Source organism: Streptomyces bikiniensis (assembly GCF_000716625.1).
Classification (GTDB): domain Bacteria; phylum Actinomycetota; class Actinomycetes; order Streptomycetales; family Streptomycetaceae; genus Streptomyces; species Streptomyces bikiniensis.
The window spans coordinates 106627-120064 of record NZ_JNXJ01000008.1 but is presented as its reverse complement, the minus strand read 5'-3'; the positions used below and the strand labels follow the sequence as shown (position 1 = coordinate 120064).

The window sequence follows — 13438 nt, the reverse complement described above, 5'->3', positions numbered from 1 at the left end:
AGGGAAGGATGGGGGAAGTCTAGGTGCGGGGCGGTGGGGCGGCGGGGGTTACGGCTTGAAGCCGCGGTGCAGGGCGACGATGCCGCCCGACAGGTTCCGCCAGGCGACCTTCGACCAGCCGGCCTTCTGGAGCAGGCCCGCCAGGGTCGGCTGGTCCGGCCAGGACTGGATGGACTCGGCCAGGTACACGTACGCGTCGGGGTTGGAGGAGACCGCGCGGGCCACCGGCGGCAGCGCGCGCATCAGGTACTCCTCGTACACCGTGCGGAACGGCGCCCAGGTCGGGTGCGAGAACTCGCAGATGACGACCCGGCCGCCGGGCTTCGTCACCCGGTACAGCTCGCGCAGCGCCTGCTCGGTGTCCTGGATGTTCCGCAGCCCGAACGAGATCGTGACGGCGTCGAACACGTCGTCCCTGAAGGGCAGTTTCGTGCCGTCGCCCGCCGTGAACGGCATCCACGGGTGGTTCTTCTTGCCGACCCGCAGCATCCCGAGGGAGAAGTCGCACGGCACGACGTACGCGCCCGCGCGCGCGAAGGGCTGCGAGGAGGTGGCCGTGCCGGCGGCGAGGTCGAGGACCTTCTGCGCGGGGCGGGCGTCGACCGCCTTCGCGACCTCCTTGCGCCAGCGCCGGTCCTGGCCGAGCGAGAGCACGTCGTTGGTGAGGTCGTAGTTGGCCGCCACGTCGTCGAACATCGACGCGACTTCGTGCGGCTGCTTGTCCAGGGTGGCGCGGGTCACGGGTGTTCGGCCTCGCAGAATCGGAGACGGGCGGGCGGTCCCATTGTCTCAGGGCCCCTCCCGTCCCGGTCGGCAGGGCGCGCTCGGCGCCGCCGGGCGCTCAGCGGGCCCGGTGGACGAGCCGCCCGCCGAGCACGGTGGCGACGCAGGTCGACGCCCCGAGGCGGACCAGGGACGCCCGGTCGGGGACGTCGAAGACCGCGAAGCGGGCGGGGCTCCCCGGGGCGAGGGCGGGCAGCAGCACCAGCGGCACCGGGGACAGGGACGGCGGACCGGGCAGCCGCTCCGGGCGGCGGCCCACGGCGAGACCGGCCCGGCGCACGGCGTCCACGGCGGCCCGGTCGCGCAGCTCGCCCGCGACCGCGACCGTCCCGTGGGCCAGGAGCCGCTGCACGCCCCGGCGCGCGGAGGCGCCCCGCCGCGCGGGGTCGGCGCGGAAGAGCCGCCGCGCCCGCTCTCCCGTGATCGGCTCGGTGCCGAACCCCTCGGCCTCCCGGGGGTCCGGGTGGTAAGTGGCTTCCAGCAGCTCGGGCCCGTACGGGTTGAGCAGGCCCGGGGTGAGGACGCCGGGCCACCGCCGCACCCGCGCCCCGGGGCGTACGGCGGCCAGGTCCTCGTAGGGGCCGACGGCCGCGACGAGGGCGCCGTCGACCAGGACGGCGCTCTCGGGGGTCGCCTCGGCGACGTGGATCGTCAGCACGGATCTCAGTGGGCGTCGAGGAGCTTCAGCTCCGGGTGGGCCGTGCCGCCCTCGATCGCGACGGACGAGATGTGGGAGGCGACGCGCTCGTCCACCGGGTCGTTCGCCGGGTCGTCGTGGACGATCAGGTGCTCGTACGTGGTGGAGCGCTGCGCCGGGACGCGGCCCGCCTTGCGGATCAGGTCGATGATCTCCAGGCGGTTGGAGCGGTGCTTGGCACCGGCCGAGGAGACGACGTTCTCCTCCAACATGATCGAGCCGAGGTCGTCGGCGCCGTAGTGCAGGGAGAGCTGGCCGACCTCCTTGCCCGTGGTCAGCCAGGAGCCCTGGATGTGGGCGACGTTGTCCAGGAACAGCCGGGCGATCGCGATCATGCGCAGGTACTCGAAGAGCGTGGCCTGCGTGCGGCCCTTGAGGTGGTTGTTCTCGGGCTGGTACGTGTACGGGATGAAGGCCCGGAAGCCGCCCGTCCGGTCCTGCGTGTCGCGGATCATCCGCAGGTGCTCGATGCGCTCGGCGTTGGTCTCGCCGGTGCCCATGAGCATGGTGGAGGTGGACTCCACGCCCAGCTTGTGGGCGATCTCCATGATCTCCAGCCAGCGCTCGCCGGACTCCTTCAGGGGCGCGATGGCCTTGCGGGGGCGCTCGGGCAGCAGCTCGGCGCCCGCGCCGGCGAAGGAGTCGAGGCCGGCCGCGTGGATGCGGCCGATCGCCTCCTCCACGGGGACGCCGGAGATGCGGGCCATGTGCTCGATCTCGGAGGCGCCGAGGGAGTGGATGACCAGCTGCGGGAACGCGGCCTTGATCGCGGCGAAGTGCTCCTCGTAGTACTCGACGCCGTAGTCCGGGTGGTGGCCGCCCTGGAACATGATCTGGGTGCCGCCCAGCTCGACGGTCTCCGCGCAGCGGCGCAGGATGTCGTCGAGGTCCCGGGTCCAGCCCTTCGCGGTGTCCTTCGGGGCGGCGTAGAACGCGCAGAACCGGCACGCCGTCACGCAGACGTTCGTGTAGTTGATGTTCCGCTCGATGATGTACGTCGCGATGTGCTCGGTCCCCGCGTACCGGCGGCGGCGCACGGCGTCGGCGGCGGCGCCGAGGGCGTGCAGGGGCGCCGAGCGGTAGAGGTCGAGCGCCTCCTCGGGGGTGATCCGGCCGCCCGCGGCGGCGCGGTCCAGAACGGACTGCAGTTCGGCCTTCTCGGTCACCGGGTTCGTCCCTTTCGGAGGGGTACTGACAGACCGAACCAGCGTACGCCAGGGGTCCGGGCCGCCTCCGGCGGGGAGCGGCCGGGGAGTCACCGGGAAGCGCCCGGGAAGCCGCCCGGCCATTCCGGTGAATTACCGGCGTCCGGGGTCCCGGCGGGTGAACGACCGGGAAACCGTCCCCGCCTTTCGGGCGTCCGGAATGGGTCCGGGGACACGACCGGAATTACATTCGTGTGAATTCACGGGTGCCCGTCCCGGACCCGTACCGGGCTCGCCACCGGGCCCGTGCGGTCAGTCGCGCGGGGGCTCCAGGAGTTCCACCGCGACGTCCGCCGGAAAACCGGTCGTGGGGCCGGTGCGGCGGGCGAACTCGCGGGCGCCCGCCAGTTGTTCGGGCCCGAAGCGGAAGTCGAGGGTGCGGAAGTACCGCTCCAGGAGTTCGGCGTCGAAGGCCTCCCAGCGGGCCGCCTGCTCGGCGACCTTGGTGACCTCTTCGAGGGAGAGGTCGCGCGAGGCCAGGAACGCCTGGTGGACCTCGTGGACGGTCTCCGGCTCGCGCGCCAGGTAGTCCTTCCGCACCGCCCAGACGGCGAAGACGAACGGCAGGCCCGTCCACTCCTTCCACATCAGGCCCAGGTCGTGGACCTGGAGCCCGAGCCGGGGCGCGTCGTGGAGCGAGGCCCGGAGGGCGGCATCGCCGATGAGGACGGCCGCCTCGGCCTCCTGCATCATCACGCCGAGGTCCGGCGGGCAGGTGTAGTAGTCGGGCGACACGCCGTACCGCTCGGCCAGGAGCAGCTGGGCGAGCCGTACGGAGGTGCGGGAGGTGGAGCCGAGCGCCACGCGCGCGCCGTCGAGCTCCTCCAGGGGCCGCTGGGACACGATCACGCAGGACATCACCGGTCCGTCGCAGCCGACGGCGATGTCCGGGAGGGCGACCAGGTCGTCCGCGTTGCGGAGGAACTCGACGAGGGTGACGGGGCCGATGTCCAGGTCGCCCCGGACCAGCCGCTCGCTGAGCTTCTCCGGGGTGTCCTTGGTGAGCTCCAGGTCCAGGAGCGTCCCCGTGCGCGCCAGGCCCCAGTAGAGGGGGAGGCAGTTCAGGAACTGGATGTGTCCGACGCGGGGCCGGCTGCGCTGGTCGTCGGTTGCTTTGTCCACATCGTGAGGCTAGACCCGTCTCACGGACCGGGCGTCGCCGGGGCACGCGCGTCAGCACGGAAGAGACGTTCAAACACTCGGGTGACGTGATCTTTCCCTCTACCCTCCAGAGCGTTCTGCGTGCTACGCTCAACGCAAGTTGCAGTTTGGTTTCCCTTGCAGTACAGAGCCTGCGGAGCATGTGACCCGCAGGCTTTTGTAGTTTTCAGACTTGTTTGCAGGTTCTGGAGCAGGGCAACCCTTTGGCCCAAGGAGGGCTTATGGCTACCGGAACCGTCAAGTGGTTCAACGCTGAAAAGGGCTTCGGCTTCATCGCCCAGGACGGCGGCGGCCCGGATGTCTTCGTCCACTACTCCGCGATCAACGCGAACGGCTTCCGTTCGCTCGAGGAGAACCAGCTCGTGACCTTCGACGTCACGCAGGGCCCGAAGGGCCCGCAGGCGGAGAACGTCACCCCGGCCTAAGGTGCCCGGGTCGGCGACAGCGCACGACTAGAGCAGTACCCAAGGAGCCCCGCTCCGTGCCTCACGGCACGAGCGGGGCTCCTGCCCTTTTCCGGGGCCTGTCCCTTTCGGGACCCGTCCCTTTCGGGGTCAGCAGTTCGGGATCACGGTCCCGTTGTTGTCCCGGGCCTCGTCGTTGCCCCAGCGGGACAGGTAGTAGGCGGAGACGTAGGCGCCCCGCCCGTTCTTCCCGGCGTACACCGTGTCGAGGTCGGTCCGCAGCCACCAGTGGTTGTAGTTGCCGGAGGCGTCGCGGATCTCCTGGCCCCAGACCTTGCAGTAGACGTAGTTCGTGCCGGCGTTCAGCACGCCCTGGGCGTCGCCCGTGTCGGCCTGGGCGTAGCCGACGGCGTTGGCGAAGGTGTCCACCCAGTACTTCCCGCCCCCGCCGGAGCAGCCGTTGTCGCTGGTCAGGTGCCGGGAGCCGTAGGAGCCGGGGTAGGGGGCGAGGGAGGCGCCGTTGATCGTGACGGGCTGGCCGACGCCGTTGTACAGCTGCTCGTAGTGGATGTGGGCGCCGGAGCTGTTGCCGGTGGAGCCGGTGGTGCCGATCTGCTGGCCCTGGGAGACGGCGGCGCCGTGGGCGACCGAGTAGGCGTTGAGGTGGAAGTAGTACGTCTTCCAGCCGCCGCCGTGCTCGATCACGACGTAGTTCCCGGCGCCGGACGGCTGGGAGTAGCGGTAGGCGGTGCCGGACGCCGAGGCGAGGACCGGGGCCCCGGCGGTGCCGCCGCCGTCGGAGCGGACGAAGTCGAGGGCCTGGCGGACCTCGGCCGAGTGGTGGCTGTAGGTCCATTTCTGGCCGCAGGCGAAGGGCGCCTTGAAGAGCGGCGCGGCCTGGGCGGGGGTCGTGGTGACGAGCGCGGTGAGCAGGCCCGCGACGAGCGCGAGCAGGGTGCCGAGCGGGGTGATCCGTGCACGCATGCGTCCTCCGGTACGTGGGGTGGCGGGACGTGGTGGAGCGTGGCGGGACAAGGGTCGACGCGCGTTGAACGGATCTCAGGGTGCCGCAAGATCGCGTGTCGCAGTAGACCGCGTGAGCCACACCCGGACCGGGCCGGTTACGTAGTCTGGACACATGACCGAACGCAAGCCGCCGGGAGTCAGCTTCGAGTCGTTCGTGGACAAGCAGATCCGCGAGGCGGCGGAACGGGGCGAGTTCCGGAGCCTGCCGGGCTTCGGAAAGCCGCTCCCCGACGACGCGGCGCCGTACGACGAGCTGTGGTGGATCAAGGGGAAGATGCACCGCGAGGGCGCGTCCGTGCTGCCGCCGGCCCTCGCCCTGCGCAAGGAGGCCGAGGACGCGGAGGCGGCGGTGGCCGCGGCGGTCTCGGAGAGCCAGGTCCGCCGGATCCTGGGCGAGATCAACACGAAGATCGCCGGGGCCCTGCTGCGCCCGCCGCCCGGGCCGCCGCTGAACCTGAAGCCCTTCGACGTGGAGGCGACGGTGGAGCGGTGGCGGGCGGCCCGGTCCGCGGCCCCCTCCCACCGCGAGGAGTCCCCATGAACAGCGCCGGTCTGCTGGTCGACTCGTTCGGCCGGGTGCGCGAGGCCGTCCACGGGGCCGTGGAGGGCCTGACGGAGGACGAGCTGGCCGCCCGGATCGATCCGGAGGCGAACTCGATCGCCTGGCTCGTCTGGCACCTCACCCGCATCCAGGACGACCACCTGGCGGGCGCCTTCGGCACGGAACAGCTGTGGACCACCGAGGGCTGGGCGGACCGCTTCGGCCTGCCCTTCCCGGAGGAGGCCACCGGGTACGGCCAGACGCCCGCGCAGACGGGCCGGGTCCGGGCCCCCGCGGACCTCCTCCTCGGCTACCACGACGCCGTGCACGACCGGACGGCGGAGCTGGTCGGGGCGGTCACGAACGCGGACCTCGACCGGGTCGTGGACACGTCCTGGGACCCGCCGGTCACCCTCGGCGTACGCCTGGTGTCGGTGATCGCGGACGACCTCCAGCACGCGGGGCAGGCGGCGTACGTACGGGGTGTGGTGGAGCGGGCCCGCTGACGACTCCCGTCACCGGGGCGTCAGCGGGACGGTCGCCCAGACCGTCTTGCCGACCTCCCGCTCCTTCACGCCCCACGCGGTGGCGAGGGCGGCGACGAGCAGCAGCCCGTAGCCGCCCTCGTCGGGCGTCGCGGACGGTAACGGCCGCCGCTCGCCGTGCGCGTCGGACAACTCGATCCGTACGTGCCCCTCGCCGCGCTCCATCCGCACCTCGAAGTCCCTCCCGGGCACCCGCCCGTGCAGGGCCGCGTTGTTGGCCAGCTCGGCGAGGACCAGTTCGGCGGCCTCGGTCGCCGGGCCGGTCACGCCCCAGTCCCGGAGCTGTTGCGCGCCCAGCAGACGCGCCAGGCGCGCGCCCCGGCGCGTGGCGGAGAGACGGAGCACGAACTCACCGGTCGGGGTGGTGGTTTCTGACTTCATGCCCCGAGACTGGACCGCCGCCCCTACGCTGACCAGCAGCGACGTGACGACGCTGCGTAACGGTAGGGGCACGCCAAGAAGGCGGTACGGATGTCGGGGAACGAGGAGGAGAGGCCGGAACGGCCCTCCGAGGTGGACGGTACGGCGCACCTCTTCCAAGCTCTGGGCAAGATCTTGAAAGTCCTGCGGCGCAATGCGGGACTGAGCCAGGCGGAACTGTCCGACCTGGCCCATTGCAGCGAGGACCTGATCTCGTCGGTGGAGAGGGGCGTACGGACTCCGCAGCCGGACTTCCTGGTGCGGGTGGACCCGCTGGTGAAGGCGGGCGGGGTGCTGGCGGCGACGGCGGACGAGGTGCGGGCCGCGCTGGCGAAGGCGCGGGTACGACACCCGGACTGGTTCCGGGACTTCGCCCACGAGGAGGCGAAGGCGGTCGCGCTGCACTACTACGAGGTGCAGGCGGTGCCGGGCGTTCTCCAGACACCTGCGTATGCGCGCTCACTGTTCGAGCACAGCCGTCCTCTGCTGGACGAGGCCACCGTCGAGAAGCGGGTGGCGGACCGGATCTCTCGACAGGTGCTGCTCGATCAGTGGCCTGCCCCGACGATCAGCTTCGTCTTGGAGGCGGCCGCCCTCCTCCGGCCGTTCGGCGGCCCGGAAGTACACCGCGAGCAGTTGAGGCGCATCCTCGAAGTAGCCCGGCGGCGCACGATCGAGCTTCAGATCATGCCGCAGGACAAGCCCGAACACCCTTACTTGGGAGCCCCCTTCACCCTGATCACTGCGAAGGGACGGCGGGAAGTCGCGTACACCGAGATCTACGGCCACTCCCGGCTGATCACCGACCCGGAAGAGGTGCGCATGTACACCGAGCGCTATGGGATCATCCGGGCTCAGGCACTCACCAAGCGCGAGTCCCTGGACTGGATCGAGAAACTGCTGGGAGAACGATGAACACCGCGCAACTGGCCTGGTTCAAGAGCAGCTACAGCGGTCCCGAGGGTGGCAACTGCGTCGAGATCGCCTACGACTGGCGGAAGTCCAGCTACAGCAGCTCCGAAGGTGGCAACTGCGTCGAGGTCGCCGCCCACCCCACCACCGTCCACGTCCGTGACTCCAAGGTCCCGCACGGCCCGCAGCTCGCCGTGGCCCCCGCTGCCTGGGCCGCGTTCGTGGACGTAGCCTCCACCGTGTGACCAGTAAGAAGTTCGTACTCTTCGACGTCGACGGCACCCTCATGGACGCCGTCGCCAACCAGCGCCGCGTCTGGCACGAGTGGGCCGGGCGGTACGGGCTCGACGGGGACGAGGTGTACGCCGTGGCGCTGCGCACCCGCCCCGTCGAGACGTTCGCGGCGGTCGTACCGGCCGAGGACCCGGCCGCGTGCCTCGCGCTCCTGCACGAGCTGGAGGACGAGGACGTGCGGACGGGCACGTACACGGCCTTCGACGGGGCCGCCGGGCTGCTGGGCGCGCTCCCGGCGGACCGGTGGGCGCTGGTGACGTCGAACTACGAGCACCGGGTGCGGGGACGGTTCGAGCGGACCGGCCTCCCGCTGCCGGGGCTGATCGTCGACGCGGCCTCGGTGGCGGAGGGGAAGCCCTCGCCCGTCCCGTACCTGATCGCCGCCGAGAAGCTGGGCGCGGACCCGGCGGACTGCCTGGTGATCGAGGACGCGCCCTCGGGCGTACGGGCGGGGCTCGACGCCGGGATGACGGTCTGGACGGTCAACGTCCCGGCCCCGCACCCGGAGGCCCACCGCCACTTCCCGACCCTGGCGGAGGCGGCCCCGCACGTCCTGGCGGCGCTGGGGGCCTGACCCGGGGTCCGGGTCACCGGCTCCGTACCCGGGCGCGTGCCGCCTCCGCGTCCTGGGTGGCCGTCGTCGGACAGCCCCAGAGGCTGCCGCTGCTGTGGACGGCCCCGGCTCGTTCCTCCGGGATGTCGGCCGGGGCGACGAAGGCGAGGCCGCGGCAGTGGGCCGTCAGGCCGGGGCGGAGTTCCTTGAGGGCGCGGATGCGGTCGGTGGCGGGGGCGCCGGCGGGGCGTTCCTCCGGTGCGGGCATCAGGAGGACGGCGGCGAAGGGGGCGGCCCGTTCGGTGAGGGTGCGCAGCTCGCGCAGGATCAGGTCCTGGGCTTCTCCACGCTCGCGCACCGCCCGTCCGGGGAGCCCGCGCAGCCGGACGTCACGGCGGTCGACGTATCCGCGAAGACCCCGGACGGGGGGAGTGCCACCCTGCGCCGGTGGGTGCTGCGGGAGCACGTGTGGACCAAGGTCCTGGAGGGGGCCGGGTTCGCCGGGATCCGGGTGGAGGAGTTGCCCGCCGGTGAAGGGCCCCGGGCCGCCGCCGCCTTCCTCGTCACCGCCGAGCGCTCCGACGCGCCGGACTGACCCGGTCTCCACCAGGGCTTTCATCGTTCGTCCATCGTTCCTTCAACTACATTGCAGAAAGAGGGAGTTCGAGGACCCTTGGGTGTCGGGCCGCTCGGCTAGGGTGACGCCCATGCAGGGGGAGCCGAACAAGAATTCCAGCCCGGACGGTCTGAGCGGCAGCGGGGCCATGCCGTTGGCCGCTGAGGACCCTCGGAGGATCGGGGCCTTCAGGCTGCTCGGCGTGCTCGGGTCCGGGGGCATGGGCCGGGTCTATCTCGGCGCCGTGCCGGGGAAGTTCGCCGCCGTGAAGCGGGTGCTGCCGATCCTCGCGGAGGACGCGGACTTCCTGAGCCACTTCGGGCACGAGCTGGACAACCTGGCCCGGCTGCCCGGCGGCGCCGACACCAAGCTGCTCGCGAGCGACCGCACGTCGAAACCGCCGTGGTTCGCGACCGAGTTCATCCCGGGCATCACCCTCGACGAGGCGATCCGGCTCAACGGCGGCCCGCTGTCCGGCGGGGCCCTGTGGCGGCTCTTCCGGGGTGCGGCCACGGGACTCCGGGTCGTGCACGGCGCCGACATGGTGCACCGGGACCTCAAGCCGTCCAACGTGATGCTGACCGGGAACGGGCTCTCCCTCATCGACTTCGGGGTCGCCCGCGCCGCCGACCAGAGCCGGCTGACCAGGACCGGCATGGTCATCGGCACCCCCGCCTACATGGCCCCCGAGCAGGCCGTCGCGCAACCGGTCCTGACGGGTGCCGCCGACGTCTTCGCGCTCGGCAGCCTGCTGCTGTACGCGGCGAACGGGCGGCCGCCGTTCGGTGACGGTTCCGGTCCCGACCTGCTGTACCGGGTCGTGCACGGCGAGCCCGACTTCGGGGGCCTCGCCGAGGCCGATCCCGCGCTCGCGGAGCTCGTACAGAAGTGTCTTTCCAAGGATCCGGCGGAGCGGCCGACCGCCGCCGAGCTGGTGGAACTCACCGAGGAGGGGGCGGCGGGGGCCGCGTGGCCGGAGGTCGTCGCCGCGCGGATCGAGGAGCGGGCGGCCTTCGCGGCCGGGGCGCCGACCGCCGGGCAGCTCGCGGACCTCGAGGCGGCCGATCCCGCCGAGGACGTTCCGACGGCCTCGCTCACCCCGCAGGCGGGGAAGGAGCCCGCGACGGCCTCGCCGGACGCGCTCGCCGTGACCGCCGCCGGGGGTACGGGGAAGCCGGAGAAGCGGCGGAACCGTTTCGTCATGCTCGCCGTGCCCGTCGTCGTGACGACCGGCACCACCCTGACCGTGGCCCTCGGGCCGTACGAGGTCGGGCGCCTCGGCGCGGCCCCGCAGGACTCCGCCCCGCCGTCCGGCGTGGCCTCGCAGCCGGCGGCGGCGCCTCCGGCGGGCGGGCCGTCGGGCACGCCCCCGGTCCCTTCGGCGTCCACGTCTACGCCGTCACCCTCGTCGGGGGCGCCGTCCGCGCCTCCGGCCGGGCAGCAGCCGCCGGGGGTGGTTCCGCCGCCGGGTGGCGGGGGTGGAGGGGGCGGTGCCCTGCCGGGTGGGTCGGGGTCGGGGGCGGGCTCCGGGTCCGGTTCGGGGCCGGGATCTGGTTCCGGGTCGGGGTCTGGTTCCGGGTCCGGGTCCGGTGGTGGGGGTGCGGCCCCCACCGTCCCCTCCGGCGGTACGCGGACGACCCGGCCCCCGGCCCCGAAGCCGACGACCCAGAAGCCCGCCCCTCCCCCGTCGACCGGCGGTGGCGGCGGTGGCGGCGGTTCGGCGCCCTCGGGGACGTACTCCCTGGAGAACGGGACGAGCGGCAACTGCCTGGCGGAGTACGACCCCGGCTTCGGCATCCTCGTCACGTCCGTCGCGTGCGGCTCCACGAGCAACAACGGCACCCCCTACCGCTTCGCCTGGCGGTACGTGTCCGGCTCGAACGGCACGTTCCGGCTGGTCAACAAGTACAGCGGGCGCTGCCTCCAGCCGGCCGGGAACAGCAGCGTCACCACCGCCGCCTGCAACGGCTCCTCCCTCCAGTCCTGGAAGGTCTTCTCCTCGTCGTCCGCCGGGCGGCTCCTCAAGAACGCGAGCGACGGGTGGTGCCTGATGGCGGGGGCGTTCGTGTCGACCTACACGTGCGGGGCGAACCAGGGCGGCCAGGCCTGGCGGAACATCGGGGCCCTGTAGCCGGTACGCGGGCGCGTGTATACCGATTCGCAACCGAAACCCCGCCCGGTCGAGACCCACTGCGTGTACACGTCATTACGCTCAGCACTCATGGTCACCACCCCCCATGAACCGCCCGTTCACCCCGCCCACCCCGTCTACGTCATAGGCGGCGGGCCCGGCGGGCTCGCGGTCGCCGCCGCCCTGCGCGGACGGGGCGTCCGGGCGGTCGTCCTGGAGAAGTCCGACGCCGTCGGCGCCTCCTGGCGCGCCCACTACGACCGGCTGCGGCTGCACACCACCCGGCGGCTCTCCGCGCTCCCGGGCCTGAAGATGCCCCGCTCGTTCGGGCGCTGGGTCGCCCGCGCCGACGTGGTCCGCTACCTGGAGAAGTACGCGGAGCACCACGAGCTGGAGGTGGTGACCGGCGTCGAGGTGTTCGGCGTCGAGCGGTCCGGCGGGGAGTGGGTCCTGCACGCGACCGGAGGGCGCCGACTCGTCGGCAGCGCGGTGGTCGTGGCCACCGGCTTCAACCACACCCCGCGCCTGCCCGAGTGGCCGGGCGTGGAGGCGTACGGGGGCGAGTTGATCCACGCGCGCGCGTACCGCAATCCGGAGCCGTACGCCGGGAAGGACGTCCTGGTCGTGGGCGCCGGGAACACCGGCGCCGAGATCGCGGCCGACCTCGCCGGGGGCGGCGCGGAACGGGTGCGGCTGGCGGTGCGGACGGTCCCGCACATCGTGCGGCGCACGACGGCCGGGTGGCCGGCCCAGCGCAGCGGCATCCTGGTGCGGCGGCTGCCGGTGCCCGTGGTCGACCGGCTGGGGGCGGTGGCGGCCCGCTTCGCCGCGCCCGACCTCTCGGCGTACGGGCTGCCCCGCCCTGACACCGGCCTCGCCACCCGCCAGCGGCAGGGGGCGATCCCGGTGCAGGACGTGGGCCTGGTCGCCGCCGTGCGGTCCGGGAAGGTCGAGATCGTCGCGGCCGTCGAGGGCTTCGAGGGCGGCGAGGTGCTGCTCGCGGACGGCTCCCGGATCGCCCCGGACGCGGTCGTCGCGGCGACCGGCTACCGCCGCGCCCTGGAGCCCCTGGTGGGCGCCCTGGGCGTCCTGGACGAGCGGGGCCGCCCGGTGGCCCACGGGGCCCGCTGCCCCCGCGAGGCCCCGGGCCTGTACTTCACGGGCTTCACCAATCCGATCAGCGGGATGTTCCGGGAGCTGGCGATCGACGCGGAGAAGATCGCACGGGCGATCGCGCGGCGGGCGGCGCGGGCCGGGCGCGCCTGAAGCCCCCGTGGCGACAATCCGGTGGGGCCGCGCCCCGGCGGCTGACACGATGGGCGGATGGACGTTCCCACCCCGATCGACCTCGACACGTGGCCGCGCCGGCAGCACTTCGAGCACTACCGCCGGCGCGTCCCGTGCACGTACGCGATGACGGTGGAGCTGGACGTGACCGCGTTCGCCGCGACCCTGCGCCGGTCGCCGCGCAAGTCGTACGTCGCGCAGGTCTGGGCGCTCTCCAGGGTCGTCAACCAGCACGACGAGTTCAGGATGTGCCTCACCGCGTCGGGCGAGCCGGCCGTCCGGCCCGTCGTGCACCCCGCCTTCACGGTGTTCAACCCGGAACGCGAGACGTTCGCGTGCGTGTGGGCCGCCCACGATCCCGACTTCGGCGCGTTCCACGACGCGGCCGCCCCGCTGCTCGCGGAGCACGCCCACGCCACCGACTTCTTCCCCCTGGGAGCACCGCCGGCCGACACGTTCGACGTGTCGAGTCTGCCCTGGGCGTCCTTCACCGGGTTCAACCTCAACATCGGCGGCAACGGCTGGGACCACCTCGCGCCGATCTTCACCCTCGGCCGCTACACCGAGCGGGACGGCCGGACCCTGCTCCCCCTGGCCGTGCAGGTGCACCACGCCGCCGCGGACGGATTCCACACGGCCCGGCTCGTCAACGAGTTGCAGGCCCTCCTCGCGGATCCGTCCTGGCTGGAGGGCACGGCGGAATAGTCGCGCGACGGATGTCCGAGGCGCCCCGTACTGTGTGACGCGCATATGCCAACACCGCTCCGGGGGGAACGGAATGCCCAACTCCGTGCGCTCGCGCACAAGGTCCCGAAGATCCGGAAGATCCCTTCTTCTGGTTCCCGCCCTGCTGACGGCCCTGC

17 protein-coding genes are annotated in these 13438 nt (G+C 72.5%); 10 read left to right on the top strand and 7 right to left on the bottom strand.

Going from position 1 to position 13438, the window contains the following annotated elements:
- Nucleotides 1-48 precede the first annotated feature (48 nt).
- The 4 genes from OO47_RS08020 to OO47_RS08005 all read right to left on the bottom strand — a co-directional run bounded on the left by OO47_RS08020 (nt 49) and on the right by OO47_RS08005 (nt 3807).
- Nucleotides 49-741 (bottom strand): demethylmenaquinone methyltransferase, encoded by a 693-nt coding sequence (locus OO47_RS08020; RefSeq protein ID WP_030208792.1) that lies wholly within the window; start codon nt 739-741, stop codon nt 49-51.
- Between the two features lie 100 nt (nt 742-841).
- Nucleotides 842-1441, bottom strand: coding sequence for a hypothetical protein (locus tag OO47_RS08015; RefSeq protein WP_030208790.1), 600 nt, complete (start codon nt 1439-1441; stop codon nt 842-844).
- Between the two features lie 5 nt (nt 1442-1446).
- Nucleotides 1447-2646: a cyclic dehypoxanthinyl futalosine synthase gene (gene mqnC / locus OO47_RS08010; RefSeq protein ID WP_030208789.1), complete on the bottom strand. Its 1200-nt coding sequence runs from the start codon at nt 2644-2646 to the stop codon at nt 1447-1449.
- Between the two features lie 291 nt (nt 2647-2937).
- Nucleotides 2938-3807, bottom strand: a complete 870-nt coding sequence (locus tag OO47_RS08005) for a menaquinone biosynthetic enzyme MqnA/MqnD family protein (protein WP_030208787.1) — start codon at nt 3805-3807, stop codon at nt 2938-2940.
- Nucleotides 3808-4067: 260 nt separating this feature from the next.
- On the opposite strand from OO47_RS08005, the gene OO47_RS08000 reads away from it, so the two are divergent.
- Nucleotides 4068-4271, top strand: coding sequence for a cold-shock protein (locus OO47_RS08000; protein ID WP_030208785.1), 204 nt, complete (start codon nt 4068-4070; stop codon nt 4269-4271).
- Nucleotides 4272-4400: 129 nt separating this feature from the next.
- Here the strand turns inward: OO47_RS08000 and OO47_RS07995 are convergent, their stop codons facing one another.
- Nucleotides 4401-5234: a M23 family metallopeptidase gene (locus tag OO47_RS07995; protein ID WP_030208783.1), complete on the bottom strand. Its 834-nt coding sequence runs from the start codon at nt 5232-5234 to the stop codon at nt 4401-4403.
- Nucleotides 5235-5388: 154 nt separating this feature from the next.
- Here OO47_RS07995 and OO47_RS07990 point away from each other — a divergent pair, with 154 nt between their 5' ends.
- A complete protein-coding gene (locus OO47_RS07990) occupies nt 5389-5817 on the top strand; it encodes a DnaJ family domain-containing protein (protein ID WP_030208781.1) in 429 nt (142 codons plus the stop codon).
- Nucleotides 5814-6323: a mycothiol transferase gene (locus OO47_RS07985; protein WP_030208778.1), complete on the top strand. Its 510-nt coding sequence runs from the start codon at nt 5814-5816 to the stop codon at nt 6321-6323. The genes OO47_RS07990 and OO47_RS07985 overlap by 4 nt, the downstream gene beginning before the upstream one ends.
- 9 nt (nt 6324-6332) lie before the next feature.
- Here OO47_RS07985 and OO47_RS07980 read toward each other — a convergent pair whose 3' ends face one another.
- Nucleotides 6333-6743 carry an ATP-binding protein gene (locus OO47_RS07980; protein ID WP_030208774.1) on the bottom strand — a complete coding sequence of 137 codons (411 nt, stop codon included), beginning with the start codon at nt 6741-6743 and terminating at the stop codon, nt 6333-6335.
- 90 nt (nt 6744-6833) lie between these two features.
- Between OO47_RS07980 and OO47_RS07975 the strand changes: the two genes are divergently transcribed.
- The 3 genes from OO47_RS07975 to OO47_RS07965 are packed head-to-tail and all read left to right on the top strand — an operon-like array spanning nt 6834 to nt 8562.
- Entirely contained in the window at nt 6834-7697 is an 864-nt protein-coding gene (locus OO47_RS07975; protein ID WP_030208772.1) for a helix-turn-helix domain-containing protein, read from the top strand.
- On the top strand, nt 7694-7939 hold the full coding sequence (locus tag OO47_RS07970; RefSeq protein ID WP_030208770.1) for a DUF397 domain-containing protein: 246 nt from the start codon (nt 7694-7696) through the stop codon (nt 7937-7939). The genes OO47_RS07975 and OO47_RS07970 overlap by 4 nt, the downstream gene beginning before the upstream one ends.
- Nucleotides 7936-8562 (top strand): HAD family hydrolase, encoded by a 627-nt coding sequence (locus OO47_RS07965; protein ID WP_030208768.1) that lies wholly within the window; start codon nt 7936-7938, stop codon nt 8560-8562. The genes OO47_RS07970 and OO47_RS07965 overlap by 4 nt, the downstream gene beginning before the upstream one ends.
- Before the next feature lie 13 nt (nt 8563-8575).
- On the opposite strand, the gene OO47_RS07960 is transcribed toward OO47_RS07965, so the two are convergent.
- A complete protein-coding gene (locus tag OO47_RS07960; protein WP_030209206.1) occupies nt 8576-8899 on the bottom strand; it encodes a hypothetical protein in 324 nt (107 codons plus the stop codon).
- A 93-nt stretch (nt 8900-8992) separates the two neighbouring features.
- Between OO47_RS07960 and OO47_RS37690 the strand changes: the two genes are divergently transcribed.
- The 4 genes from OO47_RS37690 to OO47_RS07940 all read left to right on the top strand — a co-directional run bounded on the left by OO47_RS37690 (nt 8993) and on the right by OO47_RS07940 (nt 13280).
- Nucleotides 8993-9136: a hypothetical protein gene (locus tag OO47_RS37690; protein WP_234323106.1), complete on the top strand. Its 144-nt coding sequence runs from the start codon at nt 8993-8995 to the stop codon at nt 9134-9136.
- A 112-nt stretch (nt 9137-9248) separates the two neighbouring features.
- Complete coding sequence (locus tag OO47_RS07950) at nt 9249-11288, top strand: serine/threonine-protein kinase (RefSeq protein WP_234323105.1); 2040 nt, start codon at nt 9249-9251, stop codon at nt 11286-11288.
- 90 nt (nt 11289-11378) lie between these two features.
- Nucleotides 11379-12554 carry a flavin-containing monooxygenase gene (locus tag OO47_RS07945; RefSeq protein ID WP_030208760.1) on the top strand — a complete coding sequence of 392 codons (1176 nt, stop codon included), beginning with the start codon at nt 11379-11381 and terminating at the stop codon, nt 12552-12554.
- A gap of 57 nt (nt 12555-12611) precedes the next feature.
- Nucleotides 12612-13280 (top strand): chloramphenicol acetyltransferase, encoded by a 669-nt coding sequence (locus OO47_RS07940; protein ID WP_030208746.1) that lies wholly within the window; start codon nt 12612-12614, stop codon nt 13278-13280.
- Nucleotides 13281-13438: the final 158 nt, after the last annotated feature.